The sequence below is a fragment of the Lentzea sp. NPDC055074 genome, assembly GCF_053608005.1.
This window is the reverse complement of record NZ_JBSGUQ010000026.1, coordinates 58832-83211: the sequence shown is the minus strand read 5'-3', so window position 1 is coordinate 83211 and position 24380 is coordinate 58832. Positions and strand designations below refer to the sequence as shown.

At 70.8% G+C, this 24380-nt stretch carries 22 protein-coding genes and 1 pseudogene; 8 read left to right on the top strand and 15 right to left on the bottom strand.

What is annotated here, in order from left to right:
- Nucleotides 1-13 precede the first annotated feature (13 nt).
- From hemE to hemQ, 3 genes are read left to right on the top strand one after another with little or no spacing between them, the layout of a single operon-like run.
- Nucleotides 14-1048, top strand: coding sequence for a uroporphyrinogen decarboxylase (gene hemE, locus ACWF7A_RS39625; RefSeq protein WP_452255643.1), 1035 nt, complete (start codon nt 14-16; stop codon nt 1046-1048).
- Nucleotides 1048-2475: a protoporphyrinogen oxidase gene (gene hemG, locus ACWF7A_RS39620; protein ID WP_452255642.1), complete on the top strand. Its 1428-nt coding sequence runs from the start codon at nt 1048-1050 to the stop codon at nt 2473-2475. The genes hemE and hemG overlap by 1 nt, the downstream gene beginning before the upstream one ends.
- A gap of 23 nt (nt 2476-2498) precedes the next feature.
- Nucleotides 2499-3191 carry a hydrogen peroxide-dependent heme synthase gene (gene hemQ, locus ACWF7A_RS39615; RefSeq protein ID WP_452255641.1) on the top strand — a complete coding sequence of 231 codons (693 nt, stop codon included), beginning with the start codon at nt 2499-2501 and terminating at the stop codon, nt 3189-3191.
- A 30-nt stretch (nt 3192-3221) separates the two neighbouring features.
- On the opposite strand, the gene ACWF7A_RS39610 is transcribed toward hemQ, so the two are convergent.
- The 11 genes from ACWF7A_RS39610 to ACWF7A_RS39560 all read right to left on the bottom strand — a co-directional run bounded on the left by ACWF7A_RS39610 (nt 3222) and on the right by ACWF7A_RS39560 (nt 13764).
- A complete protein-coding gene (locus ACWF7A_RS39610) occupies nt 3222-6302 on the bottom strand; it encodes a S8 family peptidase (protein ID WP_452255640.1) in 3081 nt (1026 codons plus the stop codon).
- Nucleotides 6303-6477: 175 nt separating this feature from the next.
- A complete protein-coding gene (locus ACWF7A_RS39605; RefSeq protein ID WP_452255639.1) occupies nt 6478-6837 on the bottom strand; it encodes a hypothetical protein in 360 nt (119 codons plus the stop codon).
- Complete coding sequence (locus ACWF7A_RS39600; protein ID WP_452255638.1) at nt 6834-7661, bottom strand: DUF692 domain-containing protein; 828 nt, start codon at nt 7659-7661, stop codon at nt 6834-6836. The genes ACWF7A_RS39605 and ACWF7A_RS39600 overlap by 4 nt, the downstream gene beginning before the upstream one ends.
- Complete coding sequence (locus tag ACWF7A_RS39595; RefSeq protein WP_452255637.1) at nt 7661-8443, bottom strand: TIGR04222 domain-containing membrane protein; 783 nt, start codon at nt 8441-8443, stop codon at nt 7661-7663. Before ACWF7A_RS39595 ends, ACWF7A_RS39600 begins: the two co-directional genes overlap by 1 nt.
- The gene (locus ACWF7A_RS39590; RefSeq protein ID WP_452255636.1) at nt 8443-9057 is read right to left on the bottom strand and encodes a TIGR04222 domain-containing membrane protein; all 615 of its coding nucleotides are present in this window, start codon (nt 9055-9057) and stop codon (nt 8443-8445) included. The genes ACWF7A_RS39595 and ACWF7A_RS39590 overlap by 1 nt, the downstream gene beginning before the upstream one ends.
- Complete coding sequence (locus tag ACWF7A_RS39585; RefSeq protein WP_452255635.1) at nt 9057-9827, bottom strand: TIGR04222 domain-containing membrane protein; 771 nt, start codon at nt 9825-9827, stop codon at nt 9057-9059. Before ACWF7A_RS39585 ends, ACWF7A_RS39590 begins: the two co-directional genes overlap by 1 nt.
- Before the next feature lie 12 nt (nt 9828-9839).
- Nucleotides 9840-10622 carry a TIGR04222 domain-containing membrane protein gene (locus ACWF7A_RS39580; protein ID WP_452255634.1) on the bottom strand — a complete coding sequence of 261 codons (783 nt, stop codon included), beginning with the start codon at nt 10620-10622 and terminating at the stop codon, nt 9840-9842.
- Between the two features lie 90 nt (nt 10623-10712).
- Nucleotides 10713-11600 (bottom strand): TIGR04222 domain-containing membrane protein, encoded by an 888-nt coding sequence (locus ACWF7A_RS39575; RefSeq protein WP_452255633.1) that lies wholly within the window; start codon nt 11598-11600, stop codon nt 10713-10715.
- A gap of 317 nt (nt 11601-11917) precedes the next feature.
- A complete protein-coding gene (msrB, locus tag ACWF7A_RS39570) occupies nt 11918-12340 on the bottom strand; it encodes a peptide-methionine (R)-S-oxide reductase MsrB (RefSeq protein WP_189160426.1) in 423 nt (140 codons plus the stop codon).
- A gap of 112 nt (nt 12341-12452) precedes the next feature.
- A complete protein-coding gene (locus ACWF7A_RS39565) occupies nt 12453-12743 on the bottom strand; it encodes a hypothetical protein (protein WP_452255632.1) in 291 nt (96 codons plus the stop codon).
- Between the two features lie 67 nt (nt 12744-12810).
- Nucleotides 12811-13764 (bottom strand): asparaginase, encoded by a 954-nt coding sequence (locus tag ACWF7A_RS39560; RefSeq protein ID WP_452255631.1) that lies wholly within the window; start codon nt 13762-13764, stop codon nt 12811-12813.
- A 103-nt stretch (nt 13765-13867) separates the two neighbouring features.
- Between ACWF7A_RS39560 and ACWF7A_RS39555 the strand changes: the two genes are divergently transcribed.
- The 3 genes and pseudogenes from ACWF7A_RS39555 to ACWF7A_RS39545 form a co-directional block, all read left to right on the top strand.
- A complete protein-coding gene (locus ACWF7A_RS39555; RefSeq protein ID WP_452255630.1) occupies nt 13868-14515 on the top strand; it encodes a GntR family transcriptional regulator in 648 nt (215 codons plus the stop codon).
- A gap of 10 nt (nt 14516-14525) precedes the next feature.
- Nucleotides 14526-16781: a helix-turn-helix domain-containing protein gene (locus tag ACWF7A_RS39550; RefSeq protein WP_452255629.1), complete on the top strand. Its 2256-nt coding sequence runs from the start codon at nt 14526-14528 to the stop codon at nt 16779-16781.
- A gap of 4 nt (nt 16782-16785) precedes the next feature.
- Nucleotides 16786-17709, top strand: a pseudogene (locus ACWF7A_RS39545) (helix-turn-helix domain-containing protein); the annotation flags it as partial.
- A gap of 1371 nt (nt 17710-19080) precedes the next feature.
- Here ACWF7A_RS39545 and ACWF7A_RS39540 read toward each other — a convergent pair.
- Complete coding sequence (locus ACWF7A_RS39540) at nt 19081-19356, bottom strand: SsgA family sporulation/cell division regulator (RefSeq protein WP_452255682.1); 276 nt, start codon at nt 19354-19356, stop codon at nt 19081-19083.
- Between the two features lie 548 nt (nt 19357-19904).
- Here ACWF7A_RS39540 and ACWF7A_RS39535 point away from each other — a divergent pair.
- Both ACWF7A_RS39535 and ACWF7A_RS39530 read left to right on the top strand, forming a co-directional pair.
- The gene (locus ACWF7A_RS39535) at nt 19905-21620 is read left to right on the top strand and encodes a helix-turn-helix transcriptional regulator (RefSeq protein ID WP_452255628.1); all 1716 of its coding nucleotides are present in this window, start codon (nt 19905-19907) and stop codon (nt 21618-21620) included.
- A gap of 86 nt (nt 21621-21706) precedes the next feature.
- Nucleotides 21707-21841, top strand: coding sequence for a hypothetical protein (locus ACWF7A_RS39530; RefSeq protein WP_452255627.1), 135 nt, complete (start codon nt 21707-21709; stop codon nt 21839-21841).
- A 141-nt stretch (nt 21842-21982) separates the two neighbouring features.
- Here the strand turns inward: ACWF7A_RS39530 and ACWF7A_RS39525 are convergent, their stop codons facing one another.
- The 3 genes from ACWF7A_RS39525 to ACWF7A_RS39515 form a co-directional block, all read right to left on the bottom strand.
- A complete protein-coding gene (locus ACWF7A_RS39525) occupies nt 21983-22720 on the bottom strand; it encodes a class I SAM-dependent DNA methyltransferase (RefSeq protein WP_452255626.1) in 738 nt (245 codons plus the stop codon).
- Nucleotides 22721-22893: 173 nt separating this feature from the next.
- Entirely contained in the window at nt 22894-23454 is a 561-nt protein-coding gene (locus ACWF7A_RS39520) for a LuxR C-terminal-related transcriptional regulator (protein WP_452255625.1), read from the bottom strand.
- 19 nt (nt 23455-23473) lie between these two features.
- On the bottom strand, nt 23474-24196 hold the full coding sequence (locus ACWF7A_RS39515; RefSeq protein WP_452255624.1) for a MaoC/PaaZ C-terminal domain-containing protein: 723 nt from the start codon (nt 24194-24196) through the stop codon (nt 23474-23476).
- Nucleotides 24197-24380 lie beyond the last annotated feature (184 nt).

Below are 24380 nucleotides of genomic sequence, written 5' to 3'. Positions count from 1 at the left end.
CCATGAAAGAGATATGAGCACTCAAGTCCCCCTCCTCGTGGCCGCAAGTGGCGGCACCCCGTCGCACACCCCTGTCTGGTTCATGAGGCAGGCGGGACGGTCGCTCCCCGAGTACCGCGCCCTCCGCCAGGGCACCGTCATGCTCGACGCGTGCATGGACCCGGAGATGGTCTGCGAGATCACCATGCAGCCGGTCCGGCGGCACGGCGTCGACGGCGCGATCCTCTTCTCCGACATCGTCGTGCCGCTCAAGGCCGCCGGTGTCGACCTCGACATCGTCGCGGGCACCGGTCCCGTGGTCGCGAACCCGGTCCGGACGCTCGAGGACGTGAAGGCTCTCCCCGAGCTGCACGCCGAGCAGGTCCAGCCGGTGCAGGACGCGATCGGGTTGCTGCTCAAGGAACTCCCCGCCGAGGTCGCCCTGATCGGGTTCGCCGGAGCGCCGTTCACGCTGGCCTCCTACCTGGTCGAGGGCGGGCCGAGCAAGAACCACGAGCGCACCAAGGCGCTCATGCACGGCAACCCCGAGCTGTGGCACGCGCTGCTTGCAAGGATCGCCGACGTCACGACGGCGTTCCTGCACGCGCAGATCGACGCGGGCGTGCAGGCCGTGCAGCTGTTCGACTCGTGGGCGGGCGCGCTGTCCGAGCGCGACTACCGCGAGTTCGTGCTGCCGCACTCGAAGCGCGTCCTGGAGACGATCAGCACCGTCCCGCGGATCCACTTCGGCGTCGGCACGGGTGAGCTGCTGCCCGCGATGCGCGAGGCCGGCGCGGACGTCGTCGGCGTCGACTGGCGGCTCCCGCTCGACGTCGCGGTCCAGCGCCTCGAACAGGCCGCTCCCGAGCTGCCGAAGCCGGTCGTGCAGGGCAACCTCGACCCGGCGCTGTTCTTCGCGGGCTTCGAGGCCGTCGAACGCGAGGTGCGCCGCATCCACGCCGAGGGCAAGGCCGCGCGGGGCCACATCTTCAACCTCGGCCACGGCGTGCTGCCCGACACCGATCCGGAGATCATCACCCGGACCGTCGAGCTGATCCACAGCTTGTAATGCACGGTAGAGCGCCGCACGTCGCCGTCGTCGGGGGAGGCATCTCCGGACTGGCCGCCGCACACCGGTTGCGCATGCTGCTCGGTCCCGACGCCAGGATCACGGTGATCGAGCAGTCCGACCGGCTCGGCGGCAAGCTGCGCACGACCGAGCTCGCGGGCGTGCGGTTCGACGTGGGCGCGGAGGCGTTCCTGCACCGCAAGCCCGAGGCGCAGGAGCTGATCGCCGAGGTCGGCCTGAACGACCACGTCGTGCACCCCACGTCCGCGAAGGCGTCGGTGCACGCGGCCGGGCACACGCACCAGCTGCCCGCGCACACGTTCATGGGTGTCCCGGCGAGCGTCGAGACGGTGCGGCACATGCTGTCGTCCGAGGGCGCGCTGCGGGTCGAGATGGAACCGACGCTGCCGCCGATCGCCCTGCGGGGCGGTGACGTCGCCGTCGGCGCGCTGATGAAGGACAGGTTCGGCCCCGAGGTCGCGGACCGGCTGGTCAGCCCGTTGCTGGGCGGCGTCTACGCGGGCCGCGCGGACGAGCTCGGCCTGCGCGCCACGATGCCGCAGATCGCGACGCTGCTCGACAAGGGCGTCGGCTCGCTGCTCGCGGCCGCCGCGACGATGATGCCCGCGCCGCCGCAGCCGCGTGCCGTGCGCCCGCCGGTGTTCGCCAGCCTCGCGAACGGCGTGTCGTCGCTGGCCGACAGGCTCGCCGAGGTCGCTAGGCCCGAGGTCAGGCTCGGCCTGCCGGTCCGCGTGCTGTCGTGGCTCGGCGCCGGCTGGCGTCTTGAGATCGGCTCGGCGGCGACCCCGGAGTACCTGGAGTGCGACGGCGTCGTGCTCGCGGTCCCGGCGCCGTCCGCGCGCAAGCTGCTGCACGAGATCGCCCCGCAGGTGTCCGCCGCGTACGGCAAGGTCGAGGTCGCCTCGATGGCCGTCGTCGCGCTGGCCCTGCCGCCGGGCACCGTTCTGCCGCAGCGCTCCGGCGTCCTGATCGCGGAAGGGGAGCGGTACTCCGACCGCATCACCCCGTTCACCGCCAAGGCCTTCACGTTCTCCAGCCGCAAGTGGGCGCACTACGGCGAACCGGTCATCCTGCGCGGTTCGGTCGGGCGCCACGGCGAGACGGCGCTCCTGCAGCGCAGCGACGCCGACCTGGTCAAGGCCGTTCGCAACGACCTGCACGAGCTGACGGGCATCAAGGCCGCGCCGATCGACTCGGTGGTGCAGCGCTGGGGCGGCGGGCTGCCGCAGTACGGCGTCGGCCACGTCGACCTGGTGGACACGATCGAACGCGGCATCGCCGAGGTGCCGGGCCTCGCCGTCGCGGGCGCCACGCTGCACGGGGTGGGCGTCCCGGCCTGCATCGCGACCGCCGACTCGGCCGCCGCCCGTGTCGCAGCACACCTGCTGGGCCGCGTTCGCCGTTGAGGGGCCCGTGCCAAGATGGACCTATGGCGCGCCTGAACTACAACGAGCTCAACGACACCATCCGCTACACGATGTGGTCGGTGTTCCGGGTCGAACCCGGCAAGCTTCCGGACGACCGCTCGGCGGCCGCCAGCGAGACCCAGAACTACCTGGACGCGTTGGAGGGCAAGGGAGTCGTCGTCCGCGGCGTCTACGACGTGGCCGGCCTGCGCGCCGACGCGGACTTCATGATCTGGTGGCACGCCGAGGAGATCGAGCAGGTGCAGCAGGCCTACACGGGCTTCCGCCGCACGCCGCTCGGCAAGGTCTCCACGCCGGTCTGGTCGCAGGTCGCCCTGCACCGCCCCGCGGAGTTCAACCGCAGCCACATCCCCGCTTTCCTCGCGGGGGAAGAGGCGCGCAAGTACATCTGCGTCTACCCGTTCGTGCGGTCTTACGAGTGGTACCTGCTGCCGGAGGAGGACCGCCGCAAGATGCTGGCGGACCACGGCAAGGAGGCCCGCGACTACCCGGACGTGCGCGCGAACACCGTCGCGTCGTTCGCTCTCGGCGACTACGAGTGGCTGCTCGCGTTCGAGGCCGACGAGCTGCACCGCATCGTCGACCTCATGCGGCACCTGCGCGGCACCGAGGCGCGGCTGCACGTGCGTGAGGAGATCCCCTTCTACACGGGCACCCGCGTCCCGGCCGCCGAGCTGGTTCTCAACCTGCCGTGAGCGATGGGGGCCCGCAGGCCCCCATCACCACTACTTCGCCGCGACCTTGTAGGCGCGGATCACGGTGAGTTCGACGGTGCTGCCGTTCGCGTCCTTCGCCGTGGCCTTCAAGGAAGTCCACTGCGAGTTCAGCGGGTGGTAGACCAACGCGCTGTCGCCCACCACGCCCGCACGGCGCCACGACTTGCCGTCGTCGTGCGAGTACTCGACGCCGGTGATGCGCACCTTGCCCGCGTCACCCTGCTTCTGCGTGAGCAAACCGATGCGCTGCAACGATCCCGCGGGCACCGCGCCGTTGTCGTCGAGCTTCGGCTCGAAGCGCACCACCGGCAGTGAAGGCGTGGTGATCTGGCCTTCGACTCCCGCGGACTTGAAGGTCCACGCGGCGGACACCTTGGTGCTGAACTCGAACTGCGAGCTGCGGTCGAGGCTGACCTCGGCGCGGAAGTCGCCCTGCTGCAACGGGACACCGGTGAACGAGCCACCCGGAGTGGTGGTCTCGCCGAGCAGCACGCCGTTGCGGTACAGGGCGGCCCTCGCGCTGTCCACAGTGGACGCACCCGTGCCGTGCGTGCCGTCGCTCAACATCGACGGGCCGACGTAGAACTGCGAGCCGTACCGCTCGATGTACCCGTACGGCGACTCGGGCAGGCCCGGCGAGAACACCGGCCGCACTTCACGTTCGCGGTAGGTCCTGCCCGCCGCGTAGTCGCGGATGCCGGACGTGATGCGTTCCTGCGCCCCGTTGGCGTGCCGCGTCGACACCGTGGACTGCCAGCGCACGTTCTCGGTCGTCAGGTACTCGACCGAGGTCTCACCGGGAGCGACGGGGTAGAGCGCGGTGCCGCCGCCGACGTCGTTCGGGTCGACCGAGAACAGGCCCTTCTGCGCCTGGCTGTCCGGCTTCTGGCCGCCGATGGTGGACTCGACCTTCGCCAGGTCCTTCTGGGCCGGAGCCTTGTCCAGACCGATCGGCAGGCTGCCCGGCACCGGGTAGGCCAGCCGGTAGAACGTGCGCGGGTCGGCCGTGGTGTTGGCGTGCAGCAACGCGACCGACGACAGCTCGGCCGGTGGCAGCGGGCCGCCCGCCTGGGCGATCGCCATGCCCTCGAAGCCGCCGAACGAGAAGAACGTGCCTCCCAGGCTCCGGCCGTTGTACGTGCGCTTGAAACTCATCACACCGACCGTGAAGTCACCGGTCGTCTCCGGTGCCTTGATCGACAGCGGCTGGGCCTTGCGGGCGTCCTGCGTGACCGTCAGGTCGCCGGTCAGCTTCACGGTGGGCTGGTAGAGCATGTCGATGCCGCGCTCACCGTTCGGCAGGGACGTGTCGAGGAAGTAGGTGCCCTTGGGCAGCCTCGCCTTCACGTCGCCCACGCCGTAGAGCGGCTTGAACGTGTTGTTGTCCAGGCCGATGAGGAACGTGAACGAGTCCGCCGGGTCCGCGCCGTCACGGCCGATCATGTCGATCGTGAGCGTGTAGCTCTCCACCTCGCGGTCGATGCCGACGAGCGTGCGGACGGTGTGCGTGCCGGACGTGGCGACGACCTCGCCCGTGTACGCGGCGTCCCGGGTGCCGACGCGCGAGTCGCCGGTGATGTTCACCGACGCGGTGCCCTTGGCCGGGACGGTGACCTTGGTGGCGCCCAGCGTGAACAGGCCCGCCGGAGCGGTGCTCTTCAGCGCGAGGTCGAGCGTGACCGCCGCGTCGGTCGGGTTGGTGTAGGTGACGGGCTTGGTCACCGGCTTGTCGTCGCCGTGCGGCCACTCCTGCAGGCCGAGGTTGACCGTCACGTCACCGGTCAGCACCTGGCCGATCGCCTTGGCCACGTCGATGCGTCCCGCGCCCTGGTCGAACGCGCTGACGCCCTCGGCGGGCTTGGCCGTGGTCGCGAGCGCCGACTTGAGCTGCGCCGGCGTCCACTCCGGGTGCTGCTGCTTGAGCAACGCCGCGGCGCCCGCCACGTGCGGGGTCGCCATCGACGTGCCGCTGAACGCGACGTGGTCAGCGGTTCCCGCCTTCGCGGCGACGATGTCGACGCCGGGTGCGGTCACCTCGGGCTTGAGCCCGCTGTCTCCAACGCGAGGGCCTTTGCTGGAGAACGGGGCGAGCACGTCGCCGCGGTCGACGGCGCCGACCGACAGCGCGGCCTCCGCCGTGCTGGGTGAGCCCACCGATCCCGGCGAACCCGAGTTGCCCGCCGCGATGACGAACAAGGTGCCGTACTGGGCCGTCAGGTCGTTGACGGCCTGCTCCAGCGGGTCGACCTCGGGGGTGTCGCTGCCGCCGAGGCTCAGGTTGATCACCTGGGCGCCCTGCTCGGCGGCCCAGCGCATGCCGTCGAGGATCCAGGACTCCTGGCAGCCGAACTCGACGCAGACCTTCGCGTCGATGAGCTGGGCTCCCGGCGCGACACCACCGTACTTCGCGTCGTGGCTCGCGACGGTCGACCCGACGTGCGTGCCGTGGCCGACGTTGTCGGTGTTGTCGGGGTCGGTCGTGAAGTTCTTCTCCGCGATCTGCTGACCCGCGAGGTCCGGGTGCTTCTCGTCGACACCGGTGTCGACGATCGCGACCTTGATCCCCTTGCCGGTGATGCCCTTCTGGTGGGCGGCCGGCGCGCCGATCTGGGCGACGCTGCGGTCCAGGGTCGGCTTGCGGAGGCCGTCGAGCCAGACCTTGTCCCCGGTCGCGGTCTCGGCCTTGAGCGCCGACCAGTCGCCCGAGGACCGGGCACCGAGTCTCGCCCGGCCGTCCACGATCAACGGCATCCGGTCGCGGTAGCCGAACTCCAGCAACGTGGTCACGTCGAAGAGCCGGGTGTCGAGCCTGCCCGCCGCCAGCGGCTCGAACGCGTCCTTCGGCACGACCATCAGGTGACCGTCCGCCGTGCGGGCGGTCTTGAACGACATCTTCTGGCGGCCCTCACCGGGCTGGATGGCGACGACCTGCCGGTCGGGTCCCAGCAGGACCTTGTCGCCGGTGACGAGCGTGACCTCGTCCGCCGCGTTCCGCGGAGCCTCGCCCGCCGGTGGAGCGGCGGTGGCGGCCGGTGCCGCGATCAGGGTGAGCGCCGTGACGGCGCCCAGCACTTTGGTTTTTCCGCGCATTCGAATCCCCTCGTGGTTCGAATTCTGCGCGCTGTGGTTCGCGCAGGCCGGAAGGCCTTCCGCGACAAAGCGAAGGCAATGCGAAAAAGGTCCCCCGACCCTTCGAACGTATCGATGTCACGACTAGATAACACAGGGCCGAACGGGGGATTCTGGCCCCCTTTCCGTTCGCCCGTCAGTTCGACTGCCAGAACTTCCAGCGCGCCTTGCGTTTCGCTGACAGTTCGCCCGAATCGCGGCACCACTGAGCGAACGATGCGGCATCCTCGCGCGCGCGGGAGCCCGATCGACGTGGGTGTTCGACGGCGTACGCGTCGAAGAGCGGCCGGAACCGGTCGCCGAGCTCGTCGGCGACGGCGGGGCCCAGCATGCGCACGATTCCGCGCCGTTTCGACAACAGGGCACGCCGTTCGACGGCCAGGCGTTGTTCGCCGAATCCCGGCGGAACCGGGCCGTTCGAGAGCAATGCATTTAGCAGCTCGGCCTGCTTGGCGGCAAGCCTTTCGCGTGCGGCCAAAAGTTCGTTCTCGTTCACGATTTGGTTCCGCGGTGCTTGTCCACGACTGCGCGGATCGCGGCCAGTTCGGACGCGATTTCGGTGTCGGACGGGTAGTTGTCGTCCCGTTCCAGCAGAACTCCGGGCGGTGCGACGCGTGAGCACAGCTCGTCCAGCACCTCCAGGACCTCCGGCAGCACCGCGTGCGCGTGCGTGTCGTGGTAGATGTCGCCGTGCTGCTCACCGCCGGCCACGTGGACGTAGGCGAGGCGCTCCAGCGGGATCTCGTCGAGGAACCGCTCCGGGTCCGTGCCGATGTTGCGGGCGTTCGCGTAGAGGTTCGCGACGTCGACGAGCAGCCAGCAGTCCGTGCGCTCGACGAGCTCGGCGAGGAACTGGCCCTCGGACAGCTCGCCGTCCGGCCACTCCAGCAGCGCGGCGACGTTCTCCAGCGCGAGTGGCACGGGCAGGTTCCGCTGGGCCAGCGTGACGTTCGCGACCAGCACGTCGAGCGCGTCCTTCGTGCGCGGCACCGGCATCAGGTGGCCCGAGTCGAGTCCGCCCGCGCGGACGAAGCACACGTGGTCGCTCACCATCGGCGCGCCGACCGCCTCGGCGACCGCGCCCAGGTGCTCGACCCGGTGCAGGTCGACCGGGTCCGCGCCGCCCAGCGACAGCGACACGGCGTGGGGGAGCACCGGCACGCCGCGGTCGAGCAGCAGCGTCACCGACTCCGGCAGGTGTCCGATGTGGAGGTTCTCGGCGACGACCTCGACGAAGTCCACGCCGGGCAGCCGTTCCACCGTCAGGTCGATCTCCGAGCGCCAGCCGATGCCGACGCCCAGGTCCTTGATGCCCGCCATCAGTCGCCTCCTCCTCCGCCACCACCGCAGCTGCTGCCGCCACCACAGCTGCTGCCGCTCGAAGAACAACTACTGCTACCACAACTGCTGCTGCCGCATCCGCCGGCGGCACCGCAGCCAGCACCGGCGGAGGCCGCCGAGCCACGACCCTTGCGCCGCCTCGGCTTCCTCTTGCGCGGCAACGTCTTGACCACGCTCTGCGGCAGTCCGAAGAGATCACCGACGGCCCGGTCGCCGATCCTGCCGCGGAAGCCTTCCAGCGCCACCGCGAGCACCCTGTCGTCCGTGCTCAGGCCCGCCAGTGCCGCTTTCCCCGCCCTGGTGAGGGGTTTCGCGCCGTACGACCAGTACGCGAACCCCAGGAAGCCGGCCGCTCCGAAGAGCGTCCACGGCTCGAGGAACGCGGCCAGGGCCAGGACGACCCCGATCACCAGGAAGACCCACCACGCGCCGAGCTTCGGACGAGGGGTGCGCATCAACCTCTCGGCGCGCAGCCGCTGGTGCAACGCCCGCATCTCCGCGCCGCCCGCGGCCTTGCGCACGACCGGCTCGAACCGGACCGGCTTGCGCAGGTTGACGAGGATGCTCGTCTCCACCGCGGTCGTGACACCCAGGTCGGTCTCGTGCACCGCGGAGACCACTCCCTCGCGGGACACCCGCACGAGGCCCGCGTCGAGCAGCCTGGCCAGCGCGGTCTCGGCGGCCCGCTGCGGTCCGGCCACCAGATAGCCGATCTGCTCCGGCGGCACCCGCGTGCCCCGTGCGTCCGTCGATGCCACCATCAGCTTCCTCCTCCTCCGCCACAGCCTCCGCCACCACCACAACCGCTGCCGGCCGAGGAGCACCCACTGCTACCACACGCACTGGCGACCTGGCCGCTTCCGCATCCCGTGCCGCCGTGGGACGCGGCCACCTTCCCGCCGGTGCGGGGGAGCGCCGCGGTCACGATCCCGGGCAGCTTCAGGAGGTCGCCCACCGGCAGACCCCCGACCGTGCCGCGGAACCCGTGCAACGCCACCGCGAGGACGCTGCCGTTCGCGGTCGTGCGCCTCACCGCCGCCTTGCCGGTCCTGGTGACCGGGCTCGTCCGGAGCCAGCCGCGGGGAGTCCTCGCCAGTCCTTGCCGCGACAGGCGGTCGTGGACCGCCTGAACCTCAGGGCTGTCCGCGGCTGCCCTCAGGACCAGGTCGAACCGCACGGGAGTGCGCAGGTGCGCGAGGATGTGCGCCTCGACGGGGGTGAGGGCGCCGTGCTGGTGGTGCACCGCGGACACGTCGCCGAGACGCGACACCCGGACCAGGCCGGCGTCGATCAACCTCGCCAGCGCGGTCTCGGCCGTCCTGCCCGGCCCTCCCGCCAGGTACCCGATCTCCTCGGGCGAGTGGCCGGTCGCCATCAGTCGCCCCCTCCGCCCCCGCCACAGCCGCCCCCGCCGCCGCAACTGGAACCGCTGGAGCTGCTGCTCGAACAGCTGTTGTACCCGCCGCCACATCCGCTGCCGCAGCCCGACGCGCCACCGCGGCCACGACGGTCCGAAGTGGATCGCCTCCGCGCCTGGGGCGGGACCATCCGCACGACGTTCGGCGGGAGGTCGAAGAGCTCGCTGACGTTCTGGCCCTGGATCCTGCCGGAGAACCCGCGCAGCGCCACCGCGTGCACCCGGTCGCTCGCCGTCACGTGCCGCAGCGCCTCCCGGCCGGCCCGGGTCACCGGGCCTCGGCCGTACTGCCAGACGAAGAGGCCCAAACCGATCAGCGCGCCGAGGAAGAACACGGGAGCGATGAAGCCGAGCACGATCGCCACGCCCGCGACGGCGAGCGAGAACCACCAGCCCTCGTTGCGACGGCGGGGCACCTGCATGAGCCCGCGGCTGAGCAGCTGCCGGTACAGCTGCGCCATCTCGGTGCTGCTCGCGGTCGACTGCACGATCGAGTCGAACGGGACGGCGGTGCGCGTGTGCCGCAGCATCCGCTCCTCGATCGACGTCGTGGCGCCGCGGCCGTCCTGGTGCACGGCCGAGACCAAGCCGGCGCGCGACACCCGCACGAAGCCGGTGTCGACGAGCCGGGCCAGCACTGTCTCCGCGGCCCGCTCGGGACCGGCCGTCAGGTAGCCGGCCTCCTCCGAGGACAGCCACGTCCCCTGCGCCGCTGCCGGTGTTGTCATCGGCTTCCCCCTCTAACTGCTGGAGCTGCTGCAGCTGCTACTGCTGCTGCAGCTCGAACTGCTGCTGGAGCAGCTGCTGCTGGAACTGCTGCAGCTGCTCGAACTGTTGCAGCTGCTGCTCGAACAACTCGACGACCCGCCGCAGCTGTGGTTGTCCCAGTCGTAGGAACTGGAGCCGCAACTGGTGGCGGCGATGTACGGAGTGGACGACTTCGAACGCTGCTTTCCCCGGCGCAGTCCGAACAACGCCACGGAGTCCGCACTGGCGCGCGGGTTCCTCAGCGCGTACATCCACACGGACTTCCCGTTCGCCGTGAGCCTGCCCGGCTTGCGCAACAGGATTGCGAGGACCAGCAGCATTCCCGTCACCACGAACACTCGGGCGTCGAGCGCGAAGGCGAAGAACACCGAGACGAACGCCAGCACGAACAGCACGATCCGCAGCGCGATCTTGCCACCGCGGGGCTTGCCGAACTGACGATGCACCAGCCCTCTCTCGACGAGGCTCTGGTGCAGCGCGCCCATCTCGTGGCTCGCCCTGGTGACCTGCACCACCTGCTGGATCGGGCGGCCGGCGCCCCGCAGTCCAGCGAGGACGTACGCCTCCAGCGGCGTCCTGGCGCCGTGGGTGGTCTGGTGGACGGCGGTCACGAGTCCCTGACGGGAGACGCGCACGAGACCGCCGTCCATCAGCCGGGCGAGGACGGCCTCGGCCGCCCTGCCCGGTCCCCCCGAGAGAAACCCGATCTCCTCCGCGGACCACGTGGTCTGGTGCGGTGTCGAAGAGTGGGACATCAGCACTCCCCTCACTGGTGTCAGTGCATCTTCGACGTGAGATCTACCCCTGGGTTCCTCGTGTTACCTGATCAGTACCGAACGAACGGATCAGCTGCCTCCGCCACAGCCACCACCGCAGCCGCCGCCACCGCCCCCGCCGCCGCAGCTGCTGCTTCCGCCTGAACACGAAGAAGAACTGGTCGAACACGTGCTGTAGCTACCGCTGCCGGAACCGGACGACGCGAGCAACGAGCTGCGCACCGCCAGGTCCGGGTAGACGAGCAGCCCGCCGAAGAGGACCGCGCCGGCCGCTCCCGCGTACACGACCTCGTCCACGCTGCCCGACGTCCTGGTGCTCGTGGTGCGGGCGGAGCTGAGGACGCTGTTCCCCTTGCCGGTGCGGATGTGCTTGCCGCGCCGCGTGAGGAGCAGGATCAGCAGGCCCGTGACGACGAGCTGCAGCGTGAGCCAGCCGACGGACGCGCCGAGCGCGATGCCGTTGACCCAGCGCACGACCCCGATCGCGAGCAACACCCACAACGCGAGGGATCCCTTGCGCAGCGCGCTTTTGGCGACGGCCGGGTTGACGATCAGCCCCATGTCCTCGAGGCGCCGGCCGATGGCCGTGACCACGCCGTCCTCGGCGACGGCGGGGATCATCAGGTTGACCGTGCGGTTGGTGTAGCGCTGGCAGTCCGTGATGACCGCGCGGTCCACCTGGTTGAGCGACTGCGTGGTGGACGTGGCCTGAACGGTGCCACGCCGTGAGGTCCTGAGCTCACCCGCGGTGAGCAGACGCGCGATGGACGTCTCGACCACACGCCTCGGACCGCCCGCGAGATACGCGAGCTCGTCCATGTCCAGGGAACGCACCGGCTGCGTGCCGTGACCCGCCCTCACGCGCACCCGGACGACGATCGCGACCAGCACCGCCAGTGCCAGCCCGATCCAGTACAGCTGAAGGAACTCCGGTCCGGACAACCCCCAAGGCTTCATGCGACCCACCCCCTGACTGCCCCGAAATGCTTCGGTGAGTCAATGGTGTGGTCCGCGCCACAGCCTCACAAGGCTTGTTGACGAAGCCTTAGGGTTGCCGCACCTCTGCCACGTTTTCGTGGCTATGGCTGGTGCTCAGGGGCTCAGAACGCGGCCGGGTTCGCACCCGGCCGGCGCTCCGAGCCGGCCCGCTAGCTGGACGAGCCGCCGTCGACTCCGCCGGAGCCTTCGCCGTCGGTGCCCTGCAGGGCGGTCGAGAAGATCATTGCGCCTCCCAGGTCTGTCCGGCCTTGGTGACCGGACCGGGGCTCAGTCTCCTATTCGGACGGAACGAGTTTCAAGGAGACGGAGTTGATGCAGTACCGCTGGTCCGTCGGGGTGGGGTACCCCTCGCCCTCGAAAACATGCCCGAGGTGGCTGTGGCACGCGGCGCAGAGCACCTCCACGCGCTTCATGCCGAGAGCCCGGTCCTCGCGCAGGATGACCGAGTCCCCGGCCAGCGGCGAGAAGAACGACGGCCAGCCGCAGTGCGAGTCGAACTTGGTGTCGCTGCGGAAGAGTTCGGCTCCGCAGGCACGGCACTCGTAGAGCCCCTCGGTCTTGGTATCGGTGTACTCGCCGGTGTAGGGACGCTCGGTGCCTGCCTGCCGCAGCACCGCGAACTCGGCGGGGTCGAGCAGGGCGCGCCATTCCTCTTCGGAACGCACGACTTTGGGGGTGGCGCCGACAACAGGTTCCATGACTCTTTATAACTCCGCTGTGCCCTCGGGGCTTCCCGGCGGGAGGTGTGCGCTGCGGCGCCGTAAGACCCCGTTAAGGACTCGTTCTCGTTTGTGACCGGAAGAGTTCGGGTCAGAAGATGATGGCGATGATGTCGCCCAGCGCGAACCAGATCGTGAGGAGCACGCCCAGCAGGATGAGCCCCACGACGATGACGGCGACGAGCCGCTGGTGGCCCGTCGTCCGGTTCGCGGAGTCGGCGAAGTCACCCACGCCCTCCAGATAGCCCTCGACGGTGTAGCCGGGGCGTTGCCGCTGCATCTTGTCGAGATGGTCGGCGAACGCCTGCGTCTCGGGGTCGTGGGGGTCGAGGCCGATCAGCTCCTCCTGGAACTTCTCGTTCTCGTCCTTCGAATCGCCCATAACTCCCCAGCTTAGTGGCTGGGGAGCGCGATTCCGGTGTGCCGCGTGTTCACCGCCGGCGTGACGGTCAACTCGCGAGCGCGAGCGACGGCTTGACGGCGCCGACCGCGCGACCGTGCCCGAGCACCGGCACGGTGGCCAGGTCCTCGAGCCTGCTGACGTCCACGCCGAGCCGCTTGAGCACCGCGACGACGACGACCGCGCGGGCGCGCGACGAGCCGTCCGCGATCTTCAGCGCCACGCCCTCGCCGGTCGGCAGGCCGACCGCGTAGACGCCCTCCGCGCCGTCCTTCGCGATGACGCCGGGCAGGGCGGCCATGAGCGCGGTGACGTCGCGGCCGGTGCCGCCCACCCACTGCGGGTAGGTGTTCATGGCGGTGGCGACGCGGTGTTCGAGGGTGCCCGCGGGAGCGCTCGCGAGGCGGCCGAACGCGAGGGCGAGGCCGGTGAGGCTGATGGCGAAGATCGGGGCGCCGCAGCCGTCCACGCCGACCTGGGCGACGGGCTCGCCGGCCAGGTCCTCGATGGTCTCGCGGGTCGCGACCTGCAACGGGTGCGTCGGGTCCAGGTAGTCGTCCGTCGACCAGCCGTTGACGACGCAGGTGGCGAGCATCGCGGCGTGCTTGCCGGAGCAGTTCATGTACTTCGGCGCGGCGGCGAGACCCTGGGCGAGGTGCTGGGCGCGGGCCTGCTCGCCGAGCGGCAGGTCCGGGGTGCACCGCAGGGCGTCCTCGCCGAGACCGGCCGAGGCGAGGATCCGCAGGGCGCCGGCGACGTGGAAGTCCTCACCCGAGTGGGAGGCGCAGGCGAGGGCGAGCAGCTCGCCGTTGAGGTCGAGGCCGGCGCGCAGCATCGCGAGTGCCTGCAAGGGCTTGTTCGACGAGCGCGGGAACGCGACGTCGCCGGGACGGCCGACGGACAGGACGGGGGTGCCGGACGGGTCGGTGGCGACGACGGTGCCGTGGTGCACCGACTCGAGGAAGTCGCCCCGCCAGACCTCAGCCACCACTTCGTGTGCCATGTCGCCCCTCCAGCCCGTGAGTGAAACTGCCAACTGTCGACAGTTGACACGTTCGCTAGTTTAGCGGGAGGACGGCCGGTGCCGTCCAGATCAGGAGACGAAGGTGACACCCCCTCTGCACCTCAGCCTGGCCGGGCAGGCCGTGGACGTGCTGCGCGAGCAGGTGCTCACGGGGGAGATCACCCCGGGCTCGCGGGTCAACGAGGTCGAGGTCGCGCAGAAGCTCGGCATCAGCCGCGGGCCGTTGCGCGAGGCGATCCGGCACCTCGCCTCCGAGGGCCTGCTGACCCTCGTCCCGCACCGCGGCGCGTTCGTGCCCGACGCCAGCCCCGAGGACGTCAAGGCGTTGTTCGAGCTGCGCACCGCGCTGGAGTGCGCGGCGGCGGAACTGGCGGCGTCGCGCCGCACCGACGTCGACCTCGTGCGGCTGCAGGACGTGTGCGCGGAGAGCCGCCGCAACTACCGCACCGGACAGCCGTTCCCGTACCGGCTGGACCTCGCGTTCCACCAGACGTTGCTCGACGCGGCCCGCAGCCCGTACATCTCCGAGCAGGTGCGGCTCGTGCAACAGCGCGTGGTGCTCCTCCGCAGCGCGCTGGACGACGACCCGCCGCACCAGCACGCGTCGCTGGACGACCACGACGAACTCGTCCGCGTGATCGCCGACGGTGACGCGGCGAAGGCGTCGACGGTGATGCGCAGGCACCTCTCTCGGGTGTGCGCTCAGATGCTCACGAGTTTGACCCACTAACTTCGGTGACATGACGTTCGGCGCCCGGCTCCTGCACCACCGCAAGAACGCCGGGCTCAGCCAGGAGGAGCTCAGCGAACGGTCCGGCGTCAGCGTCCGCGCGATCAGCGACATGGAACGCGGCCGCGCCCGTTCCCCGCAGCGCCGCACGACCGAGGCCCTGCTCGACGCCCTCGGCCTCGACGACCACGACCGCGCCGCACTGCGCCTGCTCGCGAGGGCCGGCCGCGTCGCCCCGGCCGGCCCGGTGTGGTCGCTGCCGATGTACGTGGCGGACCTCGTCGGCCGGGACGAAGAGCTCGACGCGATCGCTAGAACCTCTAACGGACTGGTCGTCGTCCACGGCGCCGCGGGCACCGGCAAGACGAGCCTCGCCGTGAGGGCCGCCCATCTGCTGGAGGGCCGCTTTCCGGACGGACAGGTGTTCGTCGACCTGGAAGCCTCCGCACAGCCCCTTCAACGGTTGCTCAAGGACCTCGGCGTTCCGGCTGAACACGTGCCTGAGGACGTGCATGGGCAGACGCGGCTCTACCGCTCGTTGCTCGCGGGCAAACGCCTGCTGCTCGTGCTCGACGGCGCGAGCACGGAGGAGGAGATCCGCATACTCCGCGCGGATCCGGGCTGCCTCACGATCGTCACCTCCCGGCGCAGGCTCGCGGGGCTGGAGGGCGCGACGTGGATCCGGCTCGGCGGGCTCACCGAACCGTGCGCGGTCGAGCTGCTCGCGTCGATCATCGGGACCCACCGCGTGGAGGCCGACCCGGAGACCGCGCGGGCGCTCATCCGGTTGTGCGGGATGTCGCCTCTCGCGCTCCGCATCGCCGGCAACCGCCTCGCCAGCAGGCCGCGCTGGCCTCTAGGTCACCTCGTCGAGCAGATCGAGGAACGCCGTCTCGCCGCGCTGACGGCGGGAGACCTGGACGTGCGCGGCGCGTTCGAGGTCTCGCTGGCGCACCTGCCCGAGACGGCACAGCTGGTGTTCCGGCGCCTCGGCCTGCTCATCGGCACGCACGTGACCCCGGCGCTCGCCGCCGAACTGGCGGGCATCGGCGTCGCCGACGCCGAGCAGGCGCTGGACGAGCTCGCCGACGTCAGCCTGCTCGACCCCGACGACCGCGGCTACGCGATCCACGGCCTCGTGCGGACGTTCGCCACTGGCTTGATCGACGCCACCGACGACGACGCGGACCGCAGGATGCTCGCCTGGCTCCTGGAGACCACCGTCGCGGCGGGCGTGCTCTTCGGGCAGACGGGCGACGCGCGGCGCGTCCAGGCGCGCCGGCAGGCTTTCCCCGGCGTGGCGGCGGGACGGCGCTGGCTGGGTGAGCACCGCGACCTGCTGCCCGAGATCGTCGAACGGGCCCAGGCGAGGGGCCTGCACGAGGACGTGACCCGCGCGGTGATCGCCCTTTCGCACTACGCGGCCATCGAACCGGGCCTGGTGTGGGAACGCGTCTACCGCCTCGCCCTCGCCTCGGCTCGTGAGCCGTGGCAGGAGATCGCGGTGCGCGGCCAGCTCGGCTGGGCGTTGTTCGACGTTGCGCACCGGCCCGGCCCAGCGCTGGACGTGCTGACCGAGGCGGCGAGGATCGCGCAGGAGTCGGGGGAGACCGGGCACCTCGGCTGGATCCGGCTGATCGCGTCGGCCGCGCACAGCGGCCTCGGCCAGTTCGACGAGGCTGAACGCGTGTGCCTCCAGGCGATCGAGTCGATGCACGAGCCGATGGACGAGCACTACGCACGGTCCGTGCTCGGCGTGCTGTGGCGGTTGATGGACCGCCCGATCGCCGCCGTGACCGCCCACGAAGAAGTAGCGAAGGAACAACGCGCGTACGCCAACACCATCTACGAACTCTCCGCGCTGGGCCGCACGCTCGGATGGCTTGGCCTCGCACTGATAGACGTCGACCGGCCAGACGAGGCCATAGCCGCGTTGACGGAGGCGGAGCAGGTCTACCGACGCGCGCACATGGCGTCGTGGCTAGCGACGACGTTGTGGCATCGCGGTCTCGCCCACCGCGCCGCGGGACGGCTCGGGGAGTCGGACGAGGACCTGTGCCAGGCGCTCACCGGGTTCCGCGCGATCGGCGACGGCATCGGGGAGATCGAGCTCCTGAGGGCCCTCGCGGACAACGCCGAGTCACGAGGTGACCACAGCGCGTGTCGGCTTCATCTGCGAGACTCGCTCGCGGCGTGCGAACGGTGGGACACCGACGCGACGCGCGAGATCGCCGCCGAGGTGCGGGAGCGCTTGGCTGAGGGATGAGGGAATGCGGGCGACGACCTTCAGCGAGTTCCTCCGGTACTACCGCCGCCGGACGACTCTCACCCAGGAGGGGCTCGCCGCGCGCACCGGCCTCGGCGTCCGCACGCTGAGCGATCTCGAACGCGGTCGCGTGCACACCCCGCAGGCCCAGACCGTCGACCTGCTGGTGGCCGGGCTCGAACTGGACGACGCCGAAGCAGCCGAGTTCGTGGCGCTCGCACGGACGTCGGAGGCCGCGAGAGCACGTCCCGAACGCACGGACTGTGCGCCACCTCCCGCCGAGACGCTCATCGGCCGTGAAGCAGAACAACAGCAGCTAGCCGAGTGCATCGGCCGTGCGGCGGCGTCGTCCGCACTCGATGTCGTTGTCGTGCACGGGCCTCCGGGCGTGGGGAAGACCTCTCTCGCGGTCGACGCGGCGCACCGGTTCGCCGATCAGTTCAGCGACGGCTGCCTGCACCTCGACCTGCGCGGCACGGACCCGTCGCCGTTGTCGCCGGAACGCGCCATCGCCCGGCTGCTCAGGGCGTTCGGCGTGCCGGACGCCAAGATGCCGTCCGACGCGGGCGACGGCCTGCGGCTCTACCGGTCGATGCTGCGCGAACGGACCGTGCTGCTCGTGCTCGACAACGCCGCGAACGAGGCCCAGATCCGGCCCCTGCTCGCGGCCAGTCCCGGCTCGCTCGTGGTCGTGACGAGCCGCAACGTCCTGGCAGGCCTCGCCTGCCACAGGCGGCTCGACGTCGGCCCGCTGCGGCACGAGGGCGCCGTCGCGCTGCTCGCCGCGACCGCCGGGGCCGAGCGGATCGCGGCCGACCTGGAGGCGGCGGACCGGGTCGCGACGCTGTGCGGCGGGGTGCCGCTGGCCCTCGCCATCGCGGGCCGCACCACGTCGTCGCTGCGGCACCTCGCCGAGCAGCTCTCCGACGAACGCGCGCGCCTCGGCGTGCTCGCGACCGCCGACGTCCAGGTCCGCACCGCGTTCGAACTGTCCTACCGCCTGCTCGCGCCCGAGGCCGCGACGCTGTTCCGCCGGCTCGCGCTCGTCCACGGCCCGGACACGTCCGTCGCGCTCGCCGCGGTGGCCGCCGGGATCGACGACGCCGAGACGGTGCTGGAGGACCTCGTCGACGCGAGCCTCCTGCGTCCGGACGCGCCCGGCCGGTACTCGTTCCACGACCTGATCCGCGACTACGCGCGCGAGCGGTTGCACAGCGACGAACCCGATGTGGAGACCCATCGGCTGCGCACGCGTGACTGGTTGCTGGACACCGCGACCCGGTCCGCGTCGGCGTTCCTGCCCGGTGAGGGCGCGGCCGACCTCGCGAGCGCGGGCCGGTGGCTGTCCGACGAGCTCGCGAACTGGCGTGGCGCGTTCCGCGAGGCCGTCGCCGACGAGGCCCACGAGAAGGTCCTGGCGCTGGCGCGGTCGATGCACTGGTACTCGGACCACCGCGGCACGGGCGAGCTGTGGCTCGAGGTCTACACGGCGGGCGTCGCCGCGGCCGGCCACCTCGGCGAGTGGGAACGGCAGGCCCAGCAGCTCAACTTCGTCGTCTGGGTCTACGCGGCACGGCACACGAACCTCCCGCAGGCCAAGCGGTGGCACCACGAGGCGTTGCGGGTCGCGAAGAAGTGCGGCTCCCTCGGCGAGACGGCCTGGGCGCACTACTACCGGGCGGCCGTCGAGAGGCGGGACGGTGACCCGGCGGCGGGCGTGGTCCACGCGAGGAAGGCCGCCGACCTGTTCCGCGAGGCGGGCCAGCCGATGAACGTGGTGCTGACCCTGTCGTACCTGGGTGCTCTGCACCAGCAGCAGGGCCACTTCGCCGAGGCGGTCGAGACGCACCGGACGTGCGTCGAGCAGGAGCGTGCGTTGCGGGGGGCCGAGAGCGGTGTGGCCCTGGAGAACGCCGCGCAGCTGATGCTCCGGCTGGCCGACGCCCTGGTCGAGGCAGGCGAGCACGACGAGGCGTTGCGGGTGGTGGCGGAGGCCGAGGAACTGCTCGGGCGGGGCGCGGCGAACCTGCTGTCGATGGCCGGGCACACCCGCGGCCGCGCGCTGGTGGCCGCCGGGCGGTTCGCCGAGGCGCGGGACCAGCTGGCCGGGGCCGTGGAGTCGCTGTCCGACCCGGAGGTCAAGGTGGCCGTGCTGATCGAGATCGCCGGGCTCTGCGACCGCGTGGGCGACCACGACGCCGCCGTGCGGCACCGGGTGCGGGCGCTGGCTGAGAGCGAGGGCTACGAGTCGCCGGGCATGACCAGGCTGCAGCACGACCTCGCCGAGGAGCTCGGCCTCTCAGCGCAGGACGGTGCTCAGGAACGCGTCGGCGTCGAACCGCTCCGAACCGCGAGGCACCAGCCGGTCGGTGGCGTCGAGGAACTTGCGCAGCGTGCCCGCCGGCACCCGGAAGACCGTCATGTGCCGGTCGGAGACCAGCTCCAGCACCAGCACCCGGCTCGAGTGCGGCCGCAACCGGACGTCGCCGTCCCCGGCTCTCATGCTCATGCCCTCGGCGAGCAGGTCCCTGCCCATCACCCAGGTGGCGACCGAGCCTCCCGCGTGAAACCTCATCGTGACCGCGAAGGGGTCTTCCGACCGGTAGAGCAGCTCGGTCTCGACCGGAGCGGTGGAGCCGTTCGCCCGGACGAAGTCGAAGACGGTGCGTGAGGCGACCCGCATCGGAACTCCTAGAGGTGTTCGAGGTGTACACAAGGAATCACGTAATGGGCGCCGAATTGGTTCACGAGGCGTTCCTCTGATTACCAATTGATTGGTCGAATGGTTTTCGCGTTCGTGACGGGTGCTTCGGCCGGTGATGCTGTGCGAAGGGGCAGACCTGCGGAACTTCTGCCGGTGCTTCTGCATGGTCCTGCGGGCGCGCCCGCGATTTGCTGGACGGCATGGTCGCCCCACTTCGCCCGGGCCTCGTCGGCAGCGCACTGCGCCAGGCGGGCAGCCTGCTCGTGGGCCGTGAGCGGGAGATCGCCGTCCTCACGGAGGCGCTGAGCGGTGGCGCTCGCTCGTGCGTTGTGCATGGTGCAACTGGTATGGGTAAAAGTGCATTGCTGTCCGTTGCGTCTTCAATCGCGGTGCGCAGCGGGTTGCGGCCGGTGCGAGGAATGCGCGCGCTCAGCGGTGTAGACGGTCAGACCGTGCTCGTGGTGGACGACGTCGAACGGCTCAGCGGGGAAGAGGCCGACCGGCTGGCGCGGTTCCGCGGCGCGGTGCTGCTCGCCGGGGACTGCGATCCGGACGTCCTGGGGGTCGTCGACGCCGTGCGGGTGCCGTTGCGGCCGATCGGTGCTGCCGAGGTCGCGGAGATGATCCGGCGGCGGTTCGACGCCGAGGTCCCGCCGGAGCTGACCGCGCTGTGCCTGGAGTACAGCGGCGGTGCTCCAGGCGTGCTGAGCGACGTGCTGGACGTGGTCACGGACGCGGGGTCGCTGCCGGCGCTGCTGCCCGGGCTGCGGCTGCCACGACTGCTGCGGGCCGTGCGGCGGAGCTGGGAGGCGCTGGACGCCGACGCGGTGGCCGTCGCCCGTGCGCTGGCGGTGCTGGGGAGCGCGTCGCTGGACGTGCTGTGCGAGGTCGCCGGGACGGGGTCGTTCCGCACCTTGGCCGCGTTCGAACGCCTCGTCGACGCGCGTCTCGCTGTGAACGAGCCGATGCGGGTTCTGTCGCCGGCGCTCGGGTGCGCGATCCGGCACGAGATGACGCCGGAGTCGCGGGAGGTCCTGCACCGTGCGGCCGCTCGGGTGCTGCACCGGCGCTGCGACCCGCCGGCGGTCGTGGCCGAGCACGTGGTGGCCTGCGCGGAACCCGTCGGGGCGCCGTGGGTGGCGCCGGTGCTGCACGACGCGGCGAGGGTGCATCGGGCCGCGGGCCGGCCGGAGCAGGCGGTGAGGTGCCTGCGAGCTGCACTGCGCGAGCCGTTGGACGGTGGGATCGCGGAACACGTGGCCGTGGCGATGGCGGAGCTCCACCTGCGGTGCGGGATCGCGCCCCGGGCCGACGAACTGGTCCGGCAGCGAACCGCCGCGGGGGAGTGGTTCGACGCGGTGGTGCTCGACTGGCAGTGCGACGAGGACCTGCTCGGCTGGGCTGTTCCCCCTGTCGTTCCAGAAGATCCCGAACGGGTACTGCGCGAGCTTCCCGAGAGCGGTCCACGGCTCGCTCTCGCCGGGCTCGGCCTGCTGCGACGGGGTTCCGAACGTCTGGTGCTGGATCTCGCGCCCCGGCTGCGGTCCCGGCTCGTCGGTGCGGAACGCGACTGGCTGACCGCGCTGGAGATGTGGGCGCACCGGGCCGGCGGGGACCACGCCGAGGTCGCCCGGCTGATGCGGGAGCTGGCCGCGGCGTCACCGTTGCGGGGATGTACGGCGCTGGGGGCCGCGGCGTACGTGGCGTCCTGTGTGGACACCGGACGGCCCGGCGAGGCGCGGGAGACGCTGGTGCGGCTCGGTTACACCGCAAATCTGCCACCGGTGTGGGCCTGCGAGCTGCTGCTGCGCCACCGTGCGCGCATGCACCTCGCGCTCGGTGCGGTCCGGAGTGCGCTGGCCGACGCCGAACGCGCCGGGGATGCCGAACTGGTGGACCAGGCGAAGGCGGCACTGGTGCGGCAGCACCGGCCGTTGCGCGGGGCCGCGTGGGAGAAGCTGACGCCGCACGAGTCGCGAATCGTCTTGCTGGTGCTGGAAGGCGAGACCAATCGCGCGATCGCGGCACGGTTCGGCGTGACGCAACGGGCGGTCGAGCTGCACCTCACCCGTGTCTACCGCAAGGTCGGCATCAGCAGGCGAGTACAGCTCTCCTCCGTCTTCGGAGTCGCTTAGAACTCCCAACAGAATGATCTTGGGACAAGGTTGATCACCGGCGCGTTGATCACGGTGTGAGGAGGGGCGAGCAGCTTCCCCGGATCGTGTCCGACGAGGTTCCGCCGGTGCGCGGCAAACGCGGCCCGCCCCGGTTCCGTCCTGACGCGTTGTACGCCGACCGCGCCTACGACCACGACAAGTACCGCACGCTGGCCCCTGACAAGGCATCACACCGGTGATCGCTCGGCGTGGCGGGGGCATGGCTCCGGGCTGGGCCTGTACCGCACCCTCGGATGCGCACCGATCTGCTGGCGACGCCTGAACACCCAGTAGTGGTTCCACAACAGGAACGGCAGACACTGACAGCCCGGTGGCCGACCTCAGACTGGCTTGCGCCACACGGAGATGTGCTTCGCGGAGTTCTGGGTGAACGGAGCCTCGTCCCAGTCCGCGACGCGCCGTTCCAGCTCGAGCCCAGCGATCCGTGCCATCAGGTCGAGCTCTGCCGGCCAGGCGTACCGGTGCCGGGAGTTGTCGCGGCGGTAGCGACCGTCGTCGTCGCGGCTGAAGTGGTGCGAGACGAGAATCTGCTCGACCAGGTCGAAGGTGTCGAAGCCGAGATGCTGCTCGGAGACGTCGAACGGCACCGCGACCTGGCCGGGCGGCAGGAACCTCAGCGGCGGCACACCCAGCTCGATGACGAATCGGCCGCCGGGCTCCAGATGTCGTGCGGCGTTGCGGAAGCACTCGACCTGCTCGTCCTGGGTGAGCAGGTTCGTGATGGTGTTGTAGACGAGATAGACCAGGGTGAACTCACCGGGAACGACGGTGGTGGCCATGTCCCCGATGACCACCGGGAGCGTGTCCTCGTCGATCTTGCGCCGCAGCACCGCTGCCATGTGCTCGGACAGTTCGATGCCTACTACCGGCACACCGCGTTCCCGGAGCGGGACTCCCACTCGTCCGGTTCCGATGGCGAACTCCAGCGCCCGGCCGTCTCCGGCGAGCTCGGCGAGGAAGGCGAGAGTCGGTCCGAGGACGGCAGCCGAGAACGCTTCGGTCTCCTCGGCGTCGTAGCGGTCGGCGGTCGCACGGGTCCACAGTTCACTGCTCGTCACGGACAACCACCTTGCCGAGTGCCAAGGGCGCTGTCGACGCATTTACGCAGCGGCGCAGCGTGCACCGCCCACAACTCGTCATCGCCTTTCCATGGCTTCCGCTGAACCATCCCGCATCCGGACCATCAGTCCTGGCTTGTTCCCACCTCCTTGGAGTCTTTCGTCAGGAGTTCTCAGAGCAGGCCCGAGCGCAACGCCCACGCCACCGCGTGCACCCGGTTGCGCAGCCCGAACCGTTCCAGCAGCTGGTGCAGCGCGTACTTCACGGTCCGCTCCGAGCAGAACAACCGCGCGGCGACCTCCGCGATCGTCGCGCCGTCGGCCAGCAGCCTCAGCAGCTGCAGGTCGCGGTCGTTGAGCACCGGTGTGCGGTCCTGCACCGCCTGGCCGCCGACGAGCAGCTTGATGAGGCGTTCGGCGTTGACGTCGGCGCGCCGCAACGGGATCGAGAGTCCCGCCTGGGCCGCGATCGACGGTGTGAGGTCGTGCACGCGTGCGGCGATGACCACGATCTTGGCGGAACCGCAGGCGCGCAGCCGTGCGGCCTGTTGCGCGCACAGCTCGTTCACCAGGGCCAGCAGGACATGCGCGTCCGAGCGGTCCTGGACCACTCGCACGCGTGGTGAGTTCTTCAACAGGTGGGTCACGCCGGCCGCGCTGATCAGGTCGCGGGACTCCACCGCCACGCGCACCGGTTCGATTCCGGAGTCCACGGTTGCCAGGGCACTACTCATGACACGATCGTGCGAAATTTCAGCCGCTGTCCACTTCGGAAAACCGAACCGATCCGAGGAGAACCTGCCGGCCGTTCGCCCACGTGCGGAACTCGCCGGTCGGCCAGCGCTCGATCCGCAGCTCGTCGCCGGGCGTCACGGGAGCGGTGAAGCGGGCGTGCAGCTCGGTGAAGTCCAGGCCGCTCACGGTGATCCCGAGCGTGCACAGGCCGTGCAGGATGGGCGCCGTGAAGCCTGCCCGCCGGGCGAACTCCGCATCGTGGTGCATCGGGTTCGCGTCGCCGGTCTCGCGGTAGCGCAACGCCTGGTCGGCCGTCGTCTGGAAGAAGCCGACCTCGTGCAGCCTCTCGGGGACGGTGAACTCGCGCGTCTCACCGCGTTCGCCGCCGAAGCCGCCTTCGCCCTTGACGAAGCAGGACGAGCGGGTCGTCGCGAACTCCGACTCCCACGTGCTGACGACGAGCGCGCCGGAGCCCTTGTCGTAGATGTTGGTGACGGTCTTGGTGACGACCGTCGAGCCGTGCGGCGGGAGCGGGCCGTGCAGCCACAACGACTGTTCGGCGTGCAGGACCTGGGTCATGTCGGCGCCGGTCAGGCCGAGCTGCGGGCCGCCGTGCTGCAGCAACGGGATGGCGAACGCGGGGGAGTGGCCGCCCGTCGCCGCCGCGTACACCTCGGCGTCGCCGGGCGACCAGGTGCGGACCTGTCGTTCGACGACGCCGAGGATGTCGTGGCTGAGCATCAGCCCAAGATAGAGCTAGTGGCGTGGCTCAGAACCTTGGCAGGGTGATTCACGCTCAGCATGGCACCTCGTGGTGGGGGGGGCCCCCCCCCCCCCCCCCCCACCCCCCCCGGGGGGGGGGCCCCCCCCCCCGCCCCCCCCCGCCCCCCCCCCCGCCCCCCCCCCGGGCGGCGCACCCCCCCCA

Bases quoted from the DNA above. Each gene is read 5' to 3' on its own strand.
- ACWF7A_RS39565 (WP_452255632.1), bottom strand. From the start codon at position 12,743: ATGGGCGATTCGAAGGACGAGAACGAGAAGTTCCAGGAGGAGCTGATC.
- ACWF7A_RS39595 (WP_452255637.1), bottom strand. From the start codon at position 8,443: ATGGTGGCATCGACGGACGCACGGGGCACGCGGGTGCCGCCGGAGCAG.
- ACWF7A_RS39610 (WP_452255640.1), bottom strand. From the start codon at position 6,302: ATGCGCGGAAAAACCAAAGTGCTGGGCGCCGTCACGGCGCTCACCCTG.
- ACWF7A_RS39585 (WP_452255635.1), bottom strand. From the start codon at position 9,827: ATGACAACACCGGCAGCGGCGCAGGGGACGTGGCTGTCCTCGGAGGAG.
- ACWF7A_RS39550 (WP_452255629.1), top strand. From the start codon at position 14,526: ATGACGTTCGGCGCCCGGCTCCTGCACCACCGCAAGAACGCCGGGCTC.
- ACWF7A_RS39515 (WP_452255624.1), bottom strand. From the start codon at position 24,196: ATGCTCAGCCACGACATCCTCGGCGTCGTCGAACGACAGGTCCGCACC.
- ACWF7A_RS39580 (WP_452255634.1), bottom strand. From the start codon at position 10,622: ATGTCCCACTCTTCGACACCGCACCAGACCACGTGGTCCGCGGAGGAG.
- ACWF7A_RS39575 (WP_452255633.1), bottom strand. From the start codon at position 11,600: ATGAAGCCTTGGGGGTTGTCCGGACCGGAGTTCCTTCAGCTGTACTGG.
- hemG (WP_452255642.1), top strand. From the start codon at position 1,048: ATGCACGGTAGAGCGCCGCACGTCGCCGTCGTCGGGGGAGGCATCTCC.
- msrB (WP_189160426.1), bottom strand. From the start codon at position 12,340: ATGGAACCTGTTGTCGGCGCCACCCCCAAAGTCGTGCGTTCCGAAGAG.
- ACWF7A_RS39520 (WP_452255625.1), bottom strand. From the start codon at position 23,454: ATGAGTAGTGCCCTGGCAACCGTGGACTCCGGAATCGAACCGGTGCGC.
- ACWF7A_RS39560 (WP_452255631.1), bottom strand. From the start codon at position 13,764: ATGGCACACGAAGTGGTGGCTGAGGTCTGGCGGGGCGACTTCCTCGAG.
- ACWF7A_RS39590 (WP_452255636.1), bottom strand. From the start codon at position 9,057: ATGGCGACCGGCCACTCGCCCGAGGAGATCGGGTACCTGGCGGGAGGG.
- ACWF7A_RS39540 (WP_452255682.1), bottom strand. From the start codon at position 19,356: ATGAGGTTTCACGCGGGAGGCTCGGTCGCCACCTGGGTGATGGGCAGG.
- ACWF7A_RS39535 (WP_452255628.1), top strand. From the start codon at position 19,905: ATGCGCGCGCTCAGCGGTGTAGACGGTCAGACCGTGCTCGTGGTGGAC.
- hemQ (WP_452255641.1), top strand. From the start codon at position 2,499: ATGGCGCGCCTGAACTACAACGAGCTCAACGACACCATCCGCTACACG.
- hemE (WP_452255643.1), top strand. From the start codon at position 14: ATGAGCACTCAAGTCCCCCTCCTCGTGGCCGCAAGTGGCGGCACCCCG.
- ACWF7A_RS39600 (WP_452255638.1), bottom strand. From the start codon at position 7,661: ATGGCGGGCATCAAGGACCTGGGCGTCGGCATCGGCTGGCGCTCGGAG.